Genomic DNA, 19,213 nt, shown 5'->3' with positions numbered 1-19,213 from the left:
TAAATCATAGTGGGGCCACATTGTTACTACCGTAAAGAGCAAAAACGTTTATCGATTTTTGATCGATAATTTAAATATATTTTCAACTATACTTTGATTGGGAAAATAAAAAATGTATTTCAATATCTCGCACAGTTATATCTGTCTGGTACAAAAATTAAACTAAGCATATTTGCTCTTTTTCTGTTAATGTCCCAGAGACTATCTCTGATTCATAGGACAATATCCACGGTAGAATATGTGTTTGTTCAAAAGGCTTACTAATATAGTAACCTTGATGCTCATAGCATTTATCGCGCATTAGCAAAGATATTTGGCTAGCAGTCTCTACACCTTCAGCGGTAATACTGACTCCAAGAGCATCTCCTATGCCTGCTATTGCCTTAATAATTGCAATAGAGTGTATATTACTTTCAATATCTTTGATAAAAGATCGATCTATTTTAATACGATTAAAGGGGATATCTCTTAGAAAACTTAATGAGGAATAGCCTGTTCCAAAATCATCAAGAGCAATTTTTATATTATTTTCAGTAAGTTTTTTAATTTTATTAATTGTTTCCTCAGCATTTAAAAGCATGCTGGTTTCTGTAATTTCAATTTCAACGCGGCCTGGGTCTATATTAACATCTTCAATAATTTTAAGTATGGATTCTGAAATATTATTCAATTCAAAAGTTTTAGCAGAAATATTAATAGAAACTGAAACATGATGTGGCCAAGAAAGAGCTTCTTTACAAGCTGCTTTTACAACCCACATATCAATAGACGGCATTAAACCAATTTCTTCAGCAAAGGGGATGAAGTTGATCGGTGGAATAATACCATCGACTGGGTGCTTCCAGCGTAGCAAGGCTTCAAAAGAAGAAACTTTATGTGTTTGAGCATTAACAACTGGCTGATAAACAAGGAAAAAATCTTCATGTTCGAGAGATTTTTTGAGATCAAATTCTAGTTTTCTTTTTTTCTGGATTGCTTCTCGCATTCCTTTTTCATAGCGGAGGAACTGATTTCTACCTGCCTCTTTGGCTGCATAAAGTGCTAAATCTGTATGCTGCACCCAGGTATCAATATTTTTGCAGTCAGATGAGCTAGCAACCCCGATACTAACACTTAAGGAAATATCTCCCCATTCAGTTTGAATTGGAGTATTAAACTCTCTTAAAATTCGACCACAGAGACTAAGAACATCCTCTTCAAAATTTGAATTCCTACAAATAATCGCAAATTCATCTCCCCCTATTCTATAAACTGTTTCTTTTTTGGAAAGATTTTTCTGAATTTTTTTTCCGACTTCTCTTAGAATATTATCCCCTGCAGGGTGACCAAACTGGTCATTGATCTCTTTAAATAAATCAACATCTACAAATAATAAAGAGTTATTATCTGCTCCAAATATTTCATCTATTTTCTTTTGGTAAGATGTTCTGTTTTTCAATCCTGTTAAAAAATCATGATGCGCAAGAATTTTAACTTCATTCTCAATTTTTCTCTTTTCTGTTATATCCTCAATGGTCGATACCCACCCACCATCAGCTAAAAATCTATTGCTAAAATTAATTGTTAAACCATTAAAAACGTATTCTTCGTGGTTTATTTTTCCAGGCTCAGCATGCTCGAAGTGTTTCTGTCTTTGTGTATCAACACTTTTTGCAATTTCTGAAATACTATCATTGGATGTTGTATGCAAAAGCCACAAAAAATCAGTAAACGTACTTCCCATTTCAAATTTTTCTTGGTTAATTCCAAGTAGTTGTGTGAAACGGTCGTTGCATATAACCATACATTCATTTTTGTCAAAAAGACATAGGCCTTGAGACATATGCTCAAGAGCTAGGTTGAGGTTTCTATAAATTATATTGGTAGCATCTTGATTTTTTTTCTGTTCTGTCAAATTTTTAGTTATTGTAGCAAAACCAATATGTTGGCTTTTTTCGTCATAGACTGGGTCAATTGTGGTTTGAGACCAAAAACTTGTACCATTACGCCTAATTCTAAACCCTTCGTGCTCAAATTTTCCTTTTGCTAAAGCGGTTGCAAGGGCGCGGTATGGTAGGCCAGATTGGCAATCGTCCTCCGTGAAAAAAATGGAGAAATGCTTACCCAAAACTTCTTCAGTGGTATAACCCTTGGCTCTTTGTGCTCCAGAGTTCCAATTTAAGATCTTCCCGTTTCTATCGATCATATACATAATATAGTCTTTTATACCTTCGGCCATAAGCCTGAAGTTTCTTGACTGCTCATCAGCTATTATTTTAGCTTTATATTCTCGCGTTATGTCTTTTGTTATTTTTGCGTAGCCAATAATTTCTTTTTTATCATTGTAAATTGGATCAATAACGACATATGCACGTAGCTTTGAACCATCTTTTCTAAAGCGCCAACCATCACCTTCAAATTTACCTTTTGTGTGTGCGGTTTCTAGTGCTTTTTGTGGTAGACCTCTTTTTTGATCTTTTTCTGAATAAAAGATCGAAAAATTTTTGCCAATAATTTCCTTTTCTGTGTAACCCTTGGCTTTTTCTGCTCCTGCGTTCCAACTTGTTACAACACCATCGGGGTTCAAAAAATAGATAGCGTAATCAAAAACATTTTGCACAAGAAGTTTGTATAAAAATTCATTTTTAGGCAATTCTGAACACATAATCACTTCCCCGGTATTTTCAATGTCCAGCAGCTTAAGTCATTGTTCATATGAGCGTCATTTAATTTCTTTTTAATTTTTAAATTAATGTTAAATTAATTATAGTTTATCAAAAATTTTAACAGCATATATAAAATAGATTATGTAGTTATTTTCATTTATTTAAAATTAACTAACACTTAATTTAGCATCTACTTTGTATTCTGAGTCAGTTTTGAGAAGAAAACATTTTTTCAGAAAATTTAGTAAATATTTCACGCACTACAAAGCTAGCTTCTGTTTCAGGAATGCTGTCAGGTAAATGTTTAAAATGTGGAAATTCTTTATAGAGAGTTTATGGTGCTAGTATAATTTTTAGGAATTGGCTTGGTTTCTGCTTTTTTAGGTTCAAACTCGATTTTCCATCTATAGTTTCTTTGTTCGTCAGATCATGTTAGACCTGATTAGCATAGAATTTTGAAGAGAGTTTATTAGAGTATAGAATTAAGGGTAGAGGAATATTGTATGGCCTATTTAACCAGGAAACAGCTTGAAGATATGCCATTCAAGTATTTAGGAGAAAATATTAAAATTAGTGAGAAAGCGTCACTATATGACCCAGACCAAATGACTGTCGGTGATAATACACGTATCGATGATTTTTGTGTTGTATCTGGAAAAGTTAGTTTTGGGCGTAACGTGCATATTGCTGTATTTTGCAATATTGCAGGAGGGGCAGAGGGGATTGTATTTGACGATTTTTCAGGACTTGCTTGTGGATGCCATATTTTCACGCAAAGTGATGATTATACGGGTTTAGCCTTAACAAACCCCACTGTTCCAAATAAATACAAAAAAATAACTAAGGGTAAAGTTGTAATAGGGCGCCACTCTATAGTTGGTACACACTCTGTTATTTTTCCAGGTGTCATTTTTTCTGAAGGGTGCTCTTTAGGGGCAATGTCTATGCTTACAAAATCGACAGAGCCTTGGGGAGTATATTTTGGCATTCTGGCAAAAAAGATAAAAAATAGGAAAAAAAATATGCTGCTTCTTGAGGCGCTTTATTTGTCTGATGATACTCCCTGAAGAGGTGGTTGAGGGTGCTTATCGTCTCACTGCCGAATGCTCTCTCCTGTTTCTGTATAGAGGTAATTTTTGAGAACCGCAGGGTGGGGGCGAGAATGGATTGCGACAGTGTGTAAGGTAGTAGCTCGTCGCAGAAGCGGGATCTGCAGACATGTTTTGCACCATCTGAAGTATAGGTAGTACTGAAAAGACACTGGTTTTCGGAATGATGTTTATTTTTATTCGGACAACGCGGTAGCATGGCGAGCCATGTCAATGGTGCCCGAGAGGGGAGCATATGATACACAGTCTTTTCTGGCTTATACTCTATGAATAGTGGTTTTTATGGAAGGTCTTTACGTTTCAGTATATAAATAGCATTATTAAAAATAAATGATAACTGTGCTGTGTTATTTTTAGTTATCACGAAAATTTATTATTGATTTCATGATCATGTGGTGTAGCTGTGCAGGAGTTAACGATACAATATTATTGTCGAATTCGTATGGTTTTTTGTTTCTAATAGGTGATACAAAATAAGGTGTGCTGCGTTCCGTGGTGGGTGGTAGGTCTGGGCAAATAGAAGGGCGGTGGTCACCAAAAAAGACAAGTAAGGCGGAGCGTTGGCTGGCTTCTAAGCTGTTGAGAATTTGGCCTATCATACGGTCGCTATTTTTAAGGTGTTCAAGATAGGTTTCGAGCGGTTTACCTTCTTCTTGCCAAGGGCCGTGGTTTTCTATGGTTACCGCGTAAAGAAACAAGGGTTGGGTTGCACTTGTGCAGAGGGCAATAAGTTTATCTGCTAAGAGTGTATCTGGCACATAAGGCATAGCGGGGGTGGGAATATGGGAGAAAGATTCTGCGCCCAGAACAGCATCAAATCCGATATGGCGCATTAAGCTGCCACGGTTAGAAAAATCGAGCGTGTAGGGGTGTAGAAAAACAGACGTGTACCCTGCCTGCCTCAGTTTGTGGGGGAGAGAAAATACCGTATCGTGTTTTGCTGTTAGGTAGGGGTCAAACTGTTGAAAAGCGAGCTCTTGCTCGCTACGGCCAAATAATACGCCATATTCAGTGCGAATTGTGTAAGCTCCAAAGCCGTTGACATGCAACGCGCCGTAGTGGCTGGCCATGCTTCTGGCGCGCTCTAATTCAGGCATGTCGGGTAAAGAGACGGTGTCTGGCAAATTAAGGGTTTGTGGGTCTGTAAAAGATTCGCATTGAACAACTACAATTAGGTCGAATGTGGGAGCGGTAGGTTCTGTCTGCTCTTGGTGGTTGGGTGGCACAGCTGGGGGCTGTTTTTGCCAGCAGCGCCAGTAAACAAATAAACATCCTAATAGTCCAAAGCGGCTAATATCAGTTTTAAGAGCAGGAGTAGGGGCCAGCCTAGTAACAGGAAGACTGGCAAGACATAGAGTGGTTGTGGCGGTAAGCACGAAAGCGCAAAGGCGCACTGTTACAGGGCAGGAGTGCCGTAGTGCGACAGCATAGCCAACGCCAATACAAAAGAGTGCAAAAACAACACATAAGCGTATGCGTATTGGAATGGCAAAAATATAAAATTTAGGGTGCTTTACAAAATCTTTTATAACACAGAGATCACTAAAGACTAAGGGTTCGCCTAGTACAGTCCATTTTAAATTTGATGCAATAACCAACGCGAGGGTTAAGCACCCTGCTAGGGCCGCAGCAAATAAAGCGGAACCTGAAAGCAGCAAGAATAGCCCATAGCATGCAGTGAGCAGCAAACTATGCAAAGCGAGACCAAGTGGATGCAAAAATTTTGTCGTTTTTGGGCGTACTAAGGCAACAAGAGGTAAACTACATACGATGAGGGCCAACAAGACGACTAGAGGCTCGCGTAAAAACATGAGGATTTATTTGGAGCCTCTTATACAGGGTCATGGATGTTAGGGGGTGGGTGGGGTTAACCAAGAAGTCGTATAAGGGTTAAGTAGACTGGTGTGGCGCGTTAGCCGCGTAAGCATAAAAAACCCCAAACGAAGTATAGCGGCGTACATTCTCTAACCCTGCATCGCGTAGGTTTTGCATGATTTCCTCGGGGGGCACGCATTCTGCAATGGTGTCCCAGTAATATTCCATCAGTTTGCGGCTGTCTTTTGTGGCGGCAATACCAGAGAGCATAGGCACCACACGGCCTAAATAGAATTTAAGGAAGGCCTGCAGAGCAGGGCTTTTTGCACGGGCAATTTCGAGAATAAGCACAGTGCCACCCGGTTTAAGGGCGCGGCGGTAGGCAATAAAGGTTTTACGCAGGTCGCTTACATGGCGCAGGGCGTAACCCATGCTGAGAAAATCTAGGCTACCATCTGCAAACGGCAGGCGTTGTGCATCGGCTTGCACAAGAGCTATGGGCAGGTTTTGGCGGCATTGGGCCAGCATGCCAGCACTCATATCTAGCCCAATAACATTACGGGCACCGGCAATGCGGGCAGCTTCTCGGGCGACTAGGCCGGTGCCGGTGGCAACATCCAGCACTTTATCACCGGGTTTAAGCCCTACGCGGCGTAGCATCCAGCCACGGTACCAACGGCCACTTCCTAAAGAGAAAATAGCATTGATCCGGTCATAATGGCGTGCTGTGCGGTCAAAAATAGATTGCACAAACCCCTGTCGGCTAGTTGGGTCTTGGTAATAAGCAGAAAGAACGGGGTGGGGTGGCCTGGCTGCGTTGTCGGTCATAATGGGGTCTGGTTCCTCACTTACATATGCCCCGTAACGAAGCAGTATTGCTGTTTTTTAAGAAAAATAGAGCGAGAGGCAAGGGAGGGTGCAGAAATAATGCCCAATTATAAGGGAAGTAAGAGAGTATTTCCTCTAAAATGGCTTAAAAATTCTTCTTTTTGGCTGTTGCATTATGCTTTTGCTGTATATCAGGCTTGCTTTCTAAAGAGGTCTATCGAGGTGCGAAGGGAAGCATGCTTGAAATTACGTATGACCAAGCGCCTAAGGCCATATTCCAGTAATCCACAAATAACAGCCAGTGCAAAAGTGCCGCCATTTAAAGGCCATTGCCATGCACCATGTGGGCCGTATTGCCAAAGTATAAGAGGGGCAAGAAGGGCTAATACAAAAAACAAACTCCAAAACCACGTTAAGCAATAAGTGTAACGCATAATATCGGGGCGTAGGCCGCCATGTGTTTGGCGGGCAAATTTGGTGATAAGTGCCTCTTTTTGAGGAAGAAGCGAGCCGATAAAAACCCAAGCTGGCGTGGCTAACGCAAGAGTATAGAGGCCACATACGTCTATAAGGCGTAGCGTGGTTGGCCAGTACCACGCTGGTAAAAGGGTAGCCGCAGTCACAGGCACCCATAAGCGGAATTTTTGAGTGAGCAGGGCAATGCCACCCCCTTGGCAAAAAAGCAGCGTAAGTGTGGTATAGTGCGGTGGCAGGTCGCACAGCGTGCCAAGACGCGGCACGATAAAACTACACACCAACAGAGCCAAACCGGCTTTGCGCAACAGGGGTGTTATGCCCAAAAAGCCTTTTGCTCGCTTTGCGTGAGCGGGGCTGTGTGATACTGGACTAACAAATTTTTCATCTGACATGAGAGTTCCGTGAATACGCAATCATTTGTTACTCTGCAAACGCCCTTTGAGCATGAAGTGGCTGAACGGCTGGTTGAAGCTTTGCAGCTTGAGGTCACGGCTGATGAAATTAACCCGGAAGCCCCGCTTTTTGGTGATGGCTTGGGGCTTGATTCTATTGACGCGCTTGAAATTGTGCTGATGATTGGCCGAGATTACGGCGTAACACTTCGTTCTGATGACCCCAATAGCCGGGAAATTTTTAGCTCTTTGCGTAGCCTGTGCACGCATGTGGCGGCACATCGCCAGCCGTCATGACACAGGTGGCCAGCTCTGTGCAGCATACAGCAGAGCGTGATTTAAGCTTAGTTTATACTCCTGAGCGAACGGTGTTTTATACCCCGTCCGGCCCTGCAACTGGGTACGATCTTTTGCATGCTGCGCACAAACTTGCGCAGCAGTTGCCAGATTGTCCAGTGGTGTCTTTGTGCCAAGATATTTGGTCTTTTACGGTTTTGTTTTTAGCCGTGGTATTGCGTGGCCAGTATTTGCTGCTTTCAAGTGATCGTACAGTAAGCCGCTTAACTGATTTAGTGCAGGATTATGGCGCGGTTTGCGTTGCGCTAGAAAATGACCTGCCCACCGAGGGGCTGCCGCCTAACAGCCTAGTGCTGCCAATAGGCGCTAGGCAGGCTGTGCCGCAAGAGGGGGTACATCTTTCCGCCAACCCGGTTATTGATAGTGCGCAACTTGTTGCCGTTGTGTTTACCTCTGGCAGCAGTGGGCAACCGGTTGGGCATAGAAAACATTGGGGCGCATTAGTCGAGCGTAGTTGTGTTGCGCGTGACTTATTAGACCCTGAACAAGCACCAGCTACCGCAGTCGGCACAGTGCCGCCGTACCATATGTACGGGTTTGAAACATTGGTTTTACAAGCCATACACACACGGGGCAGAACCACAACAGGGCCATGCGCTTACCCGGCAGACTGGCAAGCTCTGCTGGAGCGTTCTCCCGCACCGCGCATTTTGGTGACAACTCCGTTGCAGTTGCGCAGCCTTTTACGGGCCAACCTTGCTTTGCCACATATTGCCAGAGTTATTTCTGCCGCAGCCCCTATGGACATGGCCGTGGCGCATGAAGCAGAGCTTACGTTGGCAGCACCCGTGATGGAAATTTACGGCGCAACCGAAATAGGGTCTGTTGCTATGCGGCATACAACACAAACCCCGTTATGGCAGCTTTATAAAGGTGTTGTGCTAGAGGTGGCGGGTGAAGACGCCAGCATAAGTGCTCCGGGTGCGCCAGCTTTCCCGTTATCAGATTTTGTGGAGCCTTTGCCTGAGCGGCACTTTAAGTTGATTGGGCGTAAAAGCGATATTGTCAAACTTGCTGCTAAACGCACATCGCTTGCAGCATTGAATACTGTTTTGCTTGCCGTGCCGGGAGTTATCGATGGTGCGTTTTTAGCTCCAGAGGAAGACCAAAGCGGTGCCTTGGCGCGCATGCAGGTTTTTGCTGTGGCACCAGACCTTACCGCAGAGCAAATTATGCAGCACCTGCGCGAGCAGCTTGACCCTGCGTTCTTACCACGCCGTGTTGTGTTGGTTGAGGCTATGCCGCGTAACTCTGTTGGAAAGCTAACCGTGCAGGGTTTACGCCAGTTGGCTGCGCAGGAAGCTGATGGGGTACAGTTGGGTACGCTGTGCGTTAGCCCAGACCACCCTTGTTTGCCGGGGCATTTTCCCGGCCAGCCAGTTGTGCCCGGCGTGGTGGTGTTGGAAGAAGGTTTGGCGCAAGCCAAAGAAGCGCCCACACATATTTTGCAGGTTAAATTTATGCAGCCTGTTTTGCCGGGGCAGCAGGTGGTTTTTTTCTTGAAAACCGAAGGTGCTAGGGCACGCTTAACGGGCCGTGTAGGGGGTAATGCGGTGTTACGTGCCACTTTTCGCGTAGCGCACGCTTAATGAGTAAGCAGGCTGAAACATGGCTGGCCCCAGAGCGCGGCAATTATGCGGTTATGGCGGTTATGTTGTTTTTGGCCCGTATTTTAGGCCGGAAAGTCCTTACGCGTTTTATCTGGCCAATTTCATTTTATTATTTGCTGCATGATGGCACAGCACGGCGTGGCTCGTGGGTGTATTTATGCCGTGCATTAGGGCGTAGGCCAACAGGGCTGGAGCGCTGGCGGCATATCCATGCTTATGCGCTTACTGTGCTCGACCGTATTTTTATACTGGGCAATAAAGCGACAGTGCCGCCTTACACCGTGTGCGGGAGCGAGGCTATTTTTGAGGCTCTTGATAAAGGGAAAGGCTGTATTTTACTGGGGGCGCATGTTGGCTCGTTTGACGCGCTGCGTTCTGTCAGCCGTTTTGCCTCACGTAAAATACGTTTGCGCGTGCTTATGTACCGCCGCTTTGTTGGGGCCGCCAGTAAAGCGATAGAGCAGCTCGACCCGAATTACGAAAACGCCATTATTCATATTGGTGAGCCACACACCATGCTGCACGTAGCAGAAGCTTTGCAGCAGGGGCAGGTCGTGGCTATTTTGGGTGACCGCGCACCAGATATGGGGCGCTCTATGGCTGTGCCTGTTTTGGGTAAAGATGCCCCATTGCCGCTTGGGCCCCTAAGGCTTGCCGCCATAACGGGTGCACCAGTTGTCTTGTTTAGCGCTTTGCGGTGCTCAGATGGGCACTATGATATTCGCTTTGAGCCGTTTGCCGAGCACATAAAACTTGACGGTACACGCACACAACAAGCGCAAATATTAAAAACATGGCTGGCACGCTATGCTGCATGGCTTGAAACTTTATGCCGCCGAGACCCGTTTTCGTGGTTCAATTTTTATGATTTCTGGAAGGAGCGGTCATGAAAAGATGGTTTATGCTGGCCTGCGGTGTGTGTGTGCTACACTGGACCCAGCCAGTCTTTGCGCAAGACCTTGCCGACAGCCTTATAAACCGCCTAGGGCAGGTGCAAACCCGGCAAAAGCCTTTTCATGAAACACGCACGCTTGCTGCCTTAAAAGCCCCGCTTGAAAGTTCAGGCGTGCTTATTTACCGTCACCCCGGTTATTTGCAAAAAACCACCGAGCAACCACGGGCAGAAGATTTAGTGATTAATGGTGACATGGTAACCATTAGCCGCAACCACACCGCCCCCCAAAGTGTTGATACCGCCCGTGTGCCAGCCCTACGGCTGTTGGTTGATACATTGCGCGCGCCCTTAGATGGAGACGCCGCTTTATTACGGCGCTACTACCACATTACGGCAACAGAGCAGGGCGCTGACTGGAGCCTTTATTTAACGCCAGCGTCAGATAAAGTGGCGGCATTGGCTAAGAGTGTGACATTGAGCGGCAAGAACAATGCCATTTTGCGTATTGTGCTGGTGCAAGCCAACGGGGACACGCAAACCATGACCATTGCCCCTTGAGCGCGCGTAAAAACCCCAAGCGGCTTGCTTATGCTTTGTTGGCCTCGGCCCTTGTGGCGTTTATTGTTTTTTCGAGTATTCCGCTACGGCTTGATATGGCGGGGTTTTTACCGCAGGGCCATAATGCAGCTACCCGCTTTTTGCTTAGAGAGGTACGGGGCGGGGTAGCGGCATCGCTCATTACAGTGGGCATAGAAGGCGCACCAGAGACTGAGTTGGCACGCATTAGCCACCAGATGCAGGATAGCCTGAGCCAAGATTCTCAATTTCTGTTGGTTTTAAACGGGTCTTTCTCGCTTGATGATAGCCCCGCAATGCGGGATTTGCTGTTTGACCACCGCTACCAACTGGCACCCGATGCGAGCGTGCGCGATTTTTCACCCGGCGCTTTGGCTAAGGGGTTTGAACACGTATGGGACGGCCTTCAATCTTCAGCCGAGCCACTTGTGGTGGCCTTTGCCCTACGAGACCCAACCGGCGCTTTTTTTAATGTTATGCGGCATTTACAACCCGCTGTGCATGCCACTTTAAAGCAAGGGGTCTGGTTTGCCTCAGACCGTAACCGTGCTCTTATGCTCTTGCGTACACGGGCTGCGGGTATGGATCTTGCTGCGCAGCGTTTAACACAAAACGCCATTCAAGCGGCGTTTGCCAAGGCACAACCCGGCCAGGCGCGGTTGCTCGTAAGCGGGCCCGCTGTGTTTGCCGTGCAAAGCGCGCACAGTATGCGGCACGATATTGAAATGATGTCTGCCTTTTCAACCGTACTGGTCGTGGCGGTTTTGTATTGGCGTTTTCGCTCTTTATGGGTGTTGGCGGCTATTGGGGTGCCGTTTCTGCTTTCGCTTAGTGTGGCCATGGTGGTTGTTAGGCTTTGCTTTGGCTATGTGCATGGCATTGCCTTTGGGTTTGGCATGACCATGCTTGGTGTGTCTTTAGACTACCCAGTGCTGCTAATAGGTCACCGAGATGCGGGGGAGGGGCCACAAGCCACATTGCGCAGAATAGGCCCAAGCCTGCGCCTTGCGGTAACAACGGCCGTGTTGGGCCTTACCGGCATGGTGTTATGTGGGCTGCCGGGTTTAGTGCAGCTTGGCGTGTTTTCTGCCGTTGGGTTGCTTAGTGCGGCGTGTGTTACCTTGGGTGTTATGCCATCGCTTATTGTTGCAGCAGACCTAGCGCCCTCTGTTAGTGGGCCATCTGCCCCGCTTGCACGGGCCGAGCAATGGCGGCGGTGGCGCTGGCTTTGTGTGCTGCCAGTTATGGGCGCTATAGCTGTTTTGGTATGGCGGCCTTTGGTGGCTGAAAAAGACCTGACGGCGTTAAGCCCTATTCCTGCCTCGGCACGTAGTTTGGATATGGCATTACGACACGAGCTGGGAGCACCCGATTCCTCTCATGTTATTATTGTGCATGCACAGAGCGCCCAAGCTGTGCTGCAACGAGAGGAGGCCTTGCATGGGCTGTTTACCAGTCTGGCGCAAAAAGGGGCGCTGGTAGGGGTTGAAGATGCGGCGCATATTCTGCCTTCCGTTGCTTTGCAACAGACCCGTACACAGGCTTTGCCAGAGGGGGCAATTCTTGCAGCGCGCGTGGTGCAACAGCAGGCCGGTTTACCGTTTAAAAAAGAAGCGTTTGACCAGTTTGTGGCTGATGTTGCTAAAGCCCGTGCCATGCCAGCCCTTACCCCGCCAGACTTGGCCGGCACCCCGCTGGAAATGGCGTTAGCCCCACTTTTGTTTCAACGCCCAGATGGGTGGTGGGGTATGGTATTACCTGAGGCCGTGACAGATTTTGGAGTAATTCAGGTGGCTTTGGCTGGCCAGCCAGATGTTATGGCGCTTGATTTGAACCACGAGGTTAACGCGCTTACCGCACACCACACAGCTCGTACCCTAAAATGGATGGCTGTTGGTATTGGCTTGGCCTTTGTGGTGCTGGTTGTGGGGTTGCGTAATATTCAGCGACTTACCCGCGTTTTGTGTGCAGTGGGCGCTGCTATGGTTGTGCTGTTAGCCCTATTGGCGCTGCGCGGTGTGCCGGTTTCTCTTATTCATTTGGTTTCAATACAGTTTGTGCTGGGCGTAGGGCTTGATTACGCCCTGTTTTTTGCTAGGCCCCAGTTAGATAGTGCAGAGCGGGCCAGAACTATGCGCACGCTGCTAACCTGTAACGTTATGACCGTGTTGGCTTTTGGACTTTTAGGTTTGTGCCACACAGCTTTACTGCGCGAGATTGGTATAACTGTGGCGTGTGGTGCATTTTTGTTCATGCTGTTCAGCTTTATGCTGGCTGGACAATATTCGCCCTCTGCGGCAACAGACGGGGCATGAAACCGCTTGTTATCTCAGCCGGAACAGCCATTAGCGCCCTTGGGCTTGGTGTAGCACCTACGCGTGTTGCCCTACAGCAGCGGCGCAGCGGGCTGGTGCCCTGTAATTTTGCGGGCGTAGCACAAGGCTATATGGGCCGCGTGGTGGGGGTTGAAAACCACAAGCTACCAGAGCCTTTACAGCAGTTTGACTGCCGCAATAACCGGCTGGCTGATATGGCGCTTAATACAGATGGGTTTAGCCAAGCTGTAGCGCAGGCGCGGGCCTATTATGGCCCAACACGTATTGCGGTTATTATGGGTACTTCTACCTCTGGTATTTTGAGCACCGAGCAAGCCTATGCCAAGCGTGATGTAGAGCATGGCACCATGCCCCCAGGTTTTGACCAGCAACACACGCAAGACCTTTTTTCTTTGCCCACATATGTGGCGGCGGCTTTAGGGCTTGAAGGGCCCTGCCTTACCGTCTCCAATGCCTGTGCTTCTTCTTCCCATGCGTTTTTAGATGCATGGCATTGGATAGAGGCCGGTGTGTGCGATGCAGTGGTTGTTGGTGGGGCAGACAGCCTGTGCGGCATGACATTACGCGGCTTTGGCGCATTAGGTTTGGTAGATGAATACCCCACCCGGCCCGGTGATGCACAGCGGCATGGTATTTCCATAGGAGAGGCCGCGGGGTTTGCCTTGCTAGAACGCCCAGGCGTACGGCCCCTAGTGCAAGCTGTGTGGTATCAGGCTCTTTTATTAGGGTGCGGGGCTAGTAGCGATGGCCACCATATGTCTGCCCCAGACCCCCAAGGGCGTGGGGCTGTGGCGGCTATGCAGCAGGCTCTTACCCGCTCTGGCCTTAAACCGGCTGATATCGGGTACATTAACCTGCATGGTACCGGCAGCCTTGCGAATGACGCCATGGAAGACCGCGCAGTTTACACAGTCTTTGGCGATAAAGTACCGTGTGCCTCTACCAAAGGTTGGACAGGCCATACACTCGGCGCGTCTGGTATTCTGGAAGCCATGATGTGCAGCATAACGCTGCAAGACGGTCTGTTGCCGGGTGGGCTAAATATTACGCAGCTTGACCCTACGTTTAAGGCGCAGGTTATGACCCGCAATACAACAGCGCCAGTACGCTATGTTATGAGCAATGCGTTTGGGTTTGGGGGCACAAATTGTAGCCTTGTATTGGGGGCTGCTCAATGAAAATTAGTGTGCGTGGCGTGTCTGTCTGGGGGCCGGGGTTGGCTGGCTGGGCGCAGGCACAAGCCTGTTTGCAAGGTAGGGCAGAATGGGCAGATCAGGCGCAAATACCCCCGCCTGCTGCTGCCCTTGCCCCTAACGAGCGTAGGCGTTCTGGCCCGGTAACGCGCTTAGCTATTGCGGTAGCAGAAGAAGCTTGCGCTTTAGCCGGTGTAAAACCGTCTGGTCTATCCGTGGTTTTTGCGAGCGCAAATGGAGATGGCGGGGTTATAGACGGTATTCTCAAAGCATTGTCTGAACCGGGGGGTGAGGTCTCCCCCACGCAGTTTCATAACTCGGTGCATAATGCCCCTGCTGGCTATTGGACAATCGGGCACGGCTCTATTGCTTCTGCCACAGCATTGGGGTGTTACGACTGGTCTTTTGGGCTGGGGCTTTTAAAAGCAGTGTCTGAGGCAGTGGTAGAGCAGCACCCGGTTTTATTTGTGGCGTATGACCAGCCTATTCCCGGCCCGGTTGGTACAGTGCGTGTTACCAAAGCATCTTTTGCGTGTGCTCTCGTGCTTGACCCAGACTTAAGCCAACAGGCTATAGCCCAGCTAACACTGTGTTATGACCCTCAAAGCACCGAGAGAGCAGATATGCCCGCGCATGATGGTTTGCGGGCCTTAGCTGTGGGCAACCCTGCTGCCCGTAGTTTGTCTTTGCTCACCTGTTTGGCGCAGTCGCGTAATGGTTCTGTTAAGGTGGCCTGTCAGCCGGGGCAACTCAAGGTAGAGGTTAGCCCATGCTAGATCGTAACGCCATTTTAAGTCGTATTCCGCACCAAGGGGCAAGCTGCTTGCTCGATAGCTGTGTGGCGTGGTCGGCTACAACATTGCATGCCACAAGCCGCGCACATTATGATGTACACAACCCTTTACGCCGCAATGGGCAGCTAGGCCCACTTGTTGCGGCAGAAATTGCCATGCAAGCCGCAGCGTTGCACGGTACCTTAACGGGAGAGGCAAATAGCCCCCCCGGTTATTTAGCTGCCTTGCGTGATGTGGTTATTGCGTGCGAGCGGCTTGATAACCCAGCTTATGGCACGCTGCACATTCATGTTTGCAAAGAGCATGGCATGGCCGGAGGGTTAGCCTACGCGTTTAGGGTGTTGGCAGGAGATGGCACAGTGCTGGTGACAGGGCGCGGCACAGTCATGCTACGCCAAACAGAGGGCCACGTATGAAGCGGGCACTTGTAACGGGTGGTACTAGCCCTATTGGGGCGGCTATTTGCCAGCGTCTGGCGGCTGATGGCTTGCATGTTATTGTTCACGCCCATGCCTCAACCGAGCGCGCTTGTGCATTAGTTAGCAGTTTGCAGGCGCAAGGGTTTAGCGCAGAAGCATGGAGAGCAAATTTAGCAGATATTGCTGCAACACAGCATGCTCTGGCTACAGTGCTGGCGGGTGGGGTGCCCCAAATTGTGGTGCATAATGCTGGCACGCACGATGATGTCACCATGGCAGGTATGGAAGAAACTCAGTGGCGCGATGTGCTGGGCGTTTCGCTTGATGGGTTTTATGCGGTGGTGCAGCCTTTATTACTGCCCATGACCCGTACCCGTTGGGGGCGTATTATTGCCCTTTCCTCTGTTACGGCGCGTATTGGTAATAGGGGGCAGGTAAATTACGCTGCGGCTAAAGCGGGGCTGGAGGGGGCAGTACGTTCCCTCGCGCGTGAGGTCGGGGGGCGGGGTATTACAGTTAACGCTGTAGCCCCCGGTGTTATTGCCTCTCCCGCAACGGCAGCGGTTATGAGTGCTGAGCAAATTGCAGCACTGGTGCCAGCTAAAAGGGCTGGCCAACCAGAGGAGGTTGCTGATTTGGTGGCTTTTCTTGCCTCTGGGCAAGCGGGGTATATTAACGGCCAAACTATTGGTATTAACGGAGGCATGGCATGAACGTGCCAGAAATTTCAGTGCAGAATTGTGATGTGCTCGTTATTGGGGGCGGCCCAGCCGGGAGTACTGCTGCAACGCTTCTGGCCCGTAAGGGCCACAACGTTGTTTTGCTGGAAAAAGACGCACACCCCCGCTTTCATATTGGAGAATCTCTCCTGCCGTGTAACTTGCCCTTACTGCGCGAGTTAGGCGTATTAGAGCAAGTACAGGCCATGGGTATTTATAAGCCCGGCGCTGAATTTGTGGTGGAAACAGGCGAGGGCCGTCAGGCTTTTGCCTTTCATCATGCTATTGGTGCACGGTATGACCATGCGTATCAGGTGCTACGCGCAGATTTTGATGAGTTGTTATTCCGAAACGCGGCTAAAAACGGGGCTAAAACGTTTGAAAATATTAAGGTTACGCAGGCAGATTTTAAGCCAGATGCCGCAACCCTTGTAACAGCCCAAGACAAAGACGGGCAAGAGCACCATTTTGCGGCCCGTTTTGTGCTTGATGCCTCTGGCCGAGATGGGTTTTTGGCAACCCGTAAACGGCGCAGAAATGCAGATAAAAATAACTCCACAGCAGCAATATACAGCCACTTTAGGAATGTACCGCGCAGAGGGGCCGGTATGGAGGGGTATATTTCCATCCATCTGGTTAAAGAGGGTTGGTTTTGGATGATCCCGCTGCCTGATGGTATTATGAGCGTTGGGTTTGTGGGCGATAAAAGTGCGTTTCGTAAACACCAAGGGCCAGTACTAGACCTGTTTTGGCAAAAAGTGCAGGAAAGCCCAAGTGTAGCTGAGCGTATGGCCCAAGCTGAGTTGCTAAACCCACTTGCCACAACAGGAAATTATTCTTACCGCGCCGACAAAGCATGGGGAGAAGGGTATTATATGATAGGCGATGCTTACGCCTTTCTTGACCCTGTTTTTTCATCAGGTGTTTTGCTAGCAATGAAGAGTGCTTTTCGGGGGGCTGGTGTTGCAGAGGCATGGCTGCGTAGCCCACAGGCAGGTGCTAAGGCAGCACAGGCGGCAGAGGCTCAAACCTGCAAAGAAATGCGCCGTATTTCATGGTTGATTTACCGTATTAACCACCCTGTTTTACGCAAATTATTTATGCACCCACGTAATATTTTGCGTATGCGCGATGCAATTATTTCTCTCCTCGCGGGGGATTTTGCCGCAGGTTGGCGGGTAGGGCTGCCCATAACAGCTTTTAAAGCGGTGTTTGATGTAAGCGTATTAAAAAAGAAACTGGGTCTAAAAACCTAAGGTAGCTTCTTAAAAACATGATCTGCTCTGTATTGCAGTTTTATTCAATACAGAGCAGCCGTGTTATGGTGCGCGAAAAACACCTTCAACTTCCAAAGATAATTCTGCCCGGCAAATGTCTGAAATTAAAACGGGAGCTTGTGCGGCTTCAACACCAAAAGCAGCTTGGAGAGCCTGAGACACTAAGGGTATATCTTTTTTATGTCGCACGTAAATTTTTAAAGAATCACATATGCTCTGTTTAAAGGTAGGATATTTGGTAGCAGCTGTCTTCAAAAGCTGCTGAATATTTTGAATTGTTATGGCAATTTCTTGCTCGATATTCTGCGTGAGGGATGTATGGTTTCGGATACTTGCCGTTCCTGAAACATAAAGGCAAAAGCCGTTTTGTACCTTAATAACAGTTGCACGCGCAAAAGACGGTGCTTTAGGGCCGTAACGCTGGGGGTATTGGTAAGCGGGAACCTGTAGGGGGTTTTCAATATTTGTGGCTTGGGGTGTTTTACGCGCAATCAAAAACACAACGACCCCACCATTTTGGAAACCAATGCCCGTTGCCGCCGGTAATGTTGTGGGTGCATACTTTAAGGCTTCAAATGCGTCTGCCCGACCCAAACAAAAGTCACGGTAACGTTCAAGCCCATTATTATTTGGGGCGTTAATACGCCCGACATAATTCCAAATACGGTAAATATTGGCGTAACCAAGCTGTTCTGCCAGCTGTATTAAGCGCATATACGCCTGCTTTGAGGTAGGAGCGAGTTCTGGCCCATCAGGAACAAGGCAGGCTGCAAAAAAATTCTCACCATCAGTACACCACCCCTCAGTGCCCGTGGCGTGACATTGCCTTTGGTTTGCATCCTCTGTGGTTAGATGCAGCAAGCTCCAATATTCCGTAAGTTGCGTTTGAGCAGAGGGAATACAGATGTGGAGCACATCATTTTGAGTAGTGATACTGGTTTTTTCATTACCATAATGAACAACAGCAAGATTTTCTTGAATATCTTTTAGTGCGTAGTTAGGTATAAGAGCATTATATGTATACATAATTTTATCCAATGCAGAGATAAAATATGTAGTGCGGATTGTAAAGTCTATTTTCCTATTTTGTGTGTTCTGTGCTGATTAGGCTCGCTGGCTCATGATGCAGCCTGGTTTCTTTGATGTTGAAGAGCGGCTTGCTCGGTTGAGTGGGCTCGGTGACCAATTTGAAGCGTTTTCCCGGACTGTGGATTTTGAGGTGTTCCGTCCGGAGTTGAACAAGGCACTGGTCTATTCAGACGGAAGCAAAGGCGGTCGTCCTCCGTTTGATCCAGTGCTGATATTCAAAATTCTGGTCATCCAGACGCTGAGCAATTTGCCTCGACGAACGGACGGAAGACCTTATCAACGACTGCCTGTCCTTCATGCGCTTCCTTGGTCTGGAGCTGTCGGATCGCCTGCCGGATACCAAACACAGCCTGGCTGTTGCGCGAACACCTGATCCAGGTGGGTGCCATTGAAACGCTGTTTGATCGCTGTAATGTCACCATTCGGAACGCTGGTTACCTACCGATGTCAGGTCAGATCCTCGGTGCCACACTGGTAGCGGCTCTCAGGTAACGTAATACTAATGCGGAGCAGGCTGATCTGCGTGAAGGACGGATCCCACAGGACTGGAGGCAAGCCATCAAAGCTGCCCCATAAAGATCGTCATGCGCGATGGACGCTGATTAGGCTCAGGATCATTCTTTGAGGTAGAAGATGGCGCTTGCTGCGATGTGGATTGCGGACATGAAGGTATGAGCGCAGC

General features: G+C 48.1%; 16 protein-coding genes and 1 pseudogene. 12 read left to right on the top strand and 5 right to left on the bottom strand.

Annotated elements, in window-relative coordinates:
- Positions 1–157: 157 nt before the first annotated feature.
- Positions 158–2,644, bottom strand: coding sequence for a sensor domain-containing protein (locus Abor_RS02835; protein ID WP_126621219.1), 2,487 nt, complete (start codon positions 2,642–2,644; stop codon positions 158–160).
- Between the two features lie 504 nt (positions 2,645–3,148).
- Here Abor_RS02835 and Abor_RS02830 point away from each other — a divergent pair.
- Positions 3,149–3,712, top strand: a complete 564-nt coding sequence (locus Abor_RS02830; RefSeq protein ID WP_048840329.1) for an acyltransferase — start codon at positions 3,149–3,151, stop codon at positions 3,710–3,712.
- A gap of 395 nt (positions 3,713–4,107) precedes the next feature.
- On the opposite strand, the gene Abor_RS02825 is transcribed toward Abor_RS02830, so the two are convergent.
- From Abor_RS02825 to Abor_RS02815, 3 genes are all read right to left on the bottom strand, one after another.
- Positions 4,108–5,412 (bottom strand): LTA synthase family protein, encoded by a 1,305-nt coding sequence (locus Abor_RS02825; protein WP_158319714.1) that lies wholly within the window; start codon positions 5,410–5,412, stop codon positions 4,108–4,110.
- A 232-nt stretch (positions 5,413–5,644) separates the two neighbouring features.
- Positions 5,645–6,397 (bottom strand): class I SAM-dependent methyltransferase, encoded by a 753-nt coding sequence (locus Abor_RS02820; protein ID WP_048840327.1) that lies wholly within the window; start codon positions 6,395–6,397, stop codon positions 5,645–5,647.
- A gap of 191 nt (positions 6,398–6,588) precedes the next feature.
- Positions 6,589–7,266, bottom strand: a complete 678-nt coding sequence (locus Abor_RS02815; RefSeq protein ID WP_048840326.1) for a COG4648 family protein — start codon at positions 7,264–7,266, stop codon at positions 6,589–6,591.
- A 9-nt stretch (positions 7,267–7,275) separates the two neighbouring features.
- On the opposite strand from Abor_RS02815, the gene Abor_RS02810 reads away from it, so the two are divergent.
- From Abor_RS02810 to Abor_RS02765, 10 genes are read left to right on the top strand one after another with little or no spacing between them, the layout of a single operon-like run.
- Positions 7,276–7,563 carry a phosphopantetheine-binding protein gene (locus tag Abor_RS02810; protein WP_048840325.1) on the top strand — a complete coding sequence of 96 codons (288 nt, stop codon included), beginning with the start codon at positions 7,276–7,278 and terminating at the stop codon, positions 7,561–7,563.
- Positions 7,560–9,212, top strand: a complete 1,653-nt coding sequence (locus Abor_RS02805) for an AMP-binding protein (RefSeq protein WP_048840324.1) — start codon at positions 7,560–7,562, stop codon at positions 9,210–9,212. The genes Abor_RS02810 and Abor_RS02805 overlap by 4 nt, the downstream gene beginning before the upstream one ends.
- Positions 9,212–10,123, top strand: coding sequence for an LpxL/LpxP family acyltransferase (locus Abor_RS02800; RefSeq protein WP_048840323.1), 912 nt, complete (start codon positions 9,212–9,214; stop codon positions 10,121–10,123). The genes Abor_RS02805 and Abor_RS02800 overlap by 1 nt, the downstream gene beginning before the upstream one ends.
- Positions 10,120–10,686, top strand: coding sequence for a LolA-related protein (locus Abor_RS02795; RefSeq protein ID WP_048840322.1), 567 nt, complete (start codon positions 10,120–10,122; stop codon positions 10,684–10,686). The genes Abor_RS02800 and Abor_RS02795 overlap by 4 nt, the downstream gene beginning before the upstream one ends.
- On the top strand, positions 10,683–13,019 hold the full coding sequence (locus Abor_RS02790) for an MMPL family transporter (protein ID WP_048840321.1): 2,337 nt from the start codon (positions 10,683–10,685) through the stop codon (positions 13,017–13,019). The genes Abor_RS02795 and Abor_RS02790 overlap by 4 nt, the downstream gene beginning before the upstream one ends.
- Positions 13,016–14,218, top strand: a complete 1,203-nt coding sequence (locus tag Abor_RS02785; protein ID WP_048840320.1) for a beta-ketoacyl-[acyl-carrier-protein] synthase family protein — start codon at positions 13,016–13,018, stop codon at positions 14,216–14,218. The genes Abor_RS02790 and Abor_RS02785 overlap by 4 nt, the downstream gene beginning before the upstream one ends.
- Complete coding sequence (locus Abor_RS02780; protein WP_084594332.1) at positions 14,215–15,009, top strand: beta-ketoacyl synthase chain length factor; 795 nt, start codon at positions 14,215–14,217, stop codon at positions 15,007–15,009. Before Abor_RS02785 ends, Abor_RS02780 begins: the two co-directional genes overlap by 4 nt.
- Positions 15,003–15,443: a hotdog family protein gene (locus Abor_RS02775; protein WP_048840319.1), complete on the top strand. Its 441-nt coding sequence runs from the start codon at positions 15,003–15,005 to the stop codon at positions 15,441–15,443. Before Abor_RS02780 ends, Abor_RS02775 begins: the two co-directional genes overlap by 7 nt.
- A complete protein-coding gene (gene fabG / locus Abor_RS02770; protein WP_048840318.1) occupies positions 15,440–16,159 on the top strand; it encodes a 3-oxoacyl-ACP reductase FabG in 720 nt (239 codons plus the stop codon). The genes Abor_RS02775 and fabG overlap by 4 nt, the downstream gene beginning before the upstream one ends.
- Entirely contained in the window at positions 16,156–17,421 is a 1,266-nt protein-coding gene (locus tag Abor_RS02765) for an NAD(P)/FAD-dependent oxidoreductase (RefSeq protein WP_048840317.1), read from the top strand. Before fabG ends, Abor_RS02765 begins: the two co-directional genes overlap by 4 nt.
- 63 nt (positions 17,422–17,484) lie before the next feature.
- Here the strand turns inward: Abor_RS02765 and Abor_RS02760 are convergent, their stop codons facing one another.
- On the bottom strand, positions 17,485–18,468 hold the full coding sequence (locus Abor_RS02760; protein ID WP_048840316.1) for a chorismate transformation FkbO/Hyg5 family protein: 984 nt from the start codon (positions 18,466–18,468) through the stop codon (positions 17,485–17,487).
- 94 nt (positions 18,469–18,562) lie between these two features.
- Between Abor_RS02760 and Abor_RS02755 the strand changes: the two are divergent.
- Positions 18,563–19,132, top strand: a pseudogene (locus Abor_RS02755) (transposase); the annotation flags it as partial.
- Positions 19,133–19,213 lie beyond the last annotated feature (81 nt).

Source organism: Acetobacter orientalis (genome assembly GCF_000963965.1).
GTDB classification, from domain to species: Bacteria; Pseudomonadota; Alphaproteobacteria; order Acetobacterales; family Acetobacteraceae; genus Acetobacter; species Acetobacter orientalis.
Note: the sequence above shows the minus strand (reverse complement) of the source record. Positions and strands in the feature narration are given on the sequence as shown.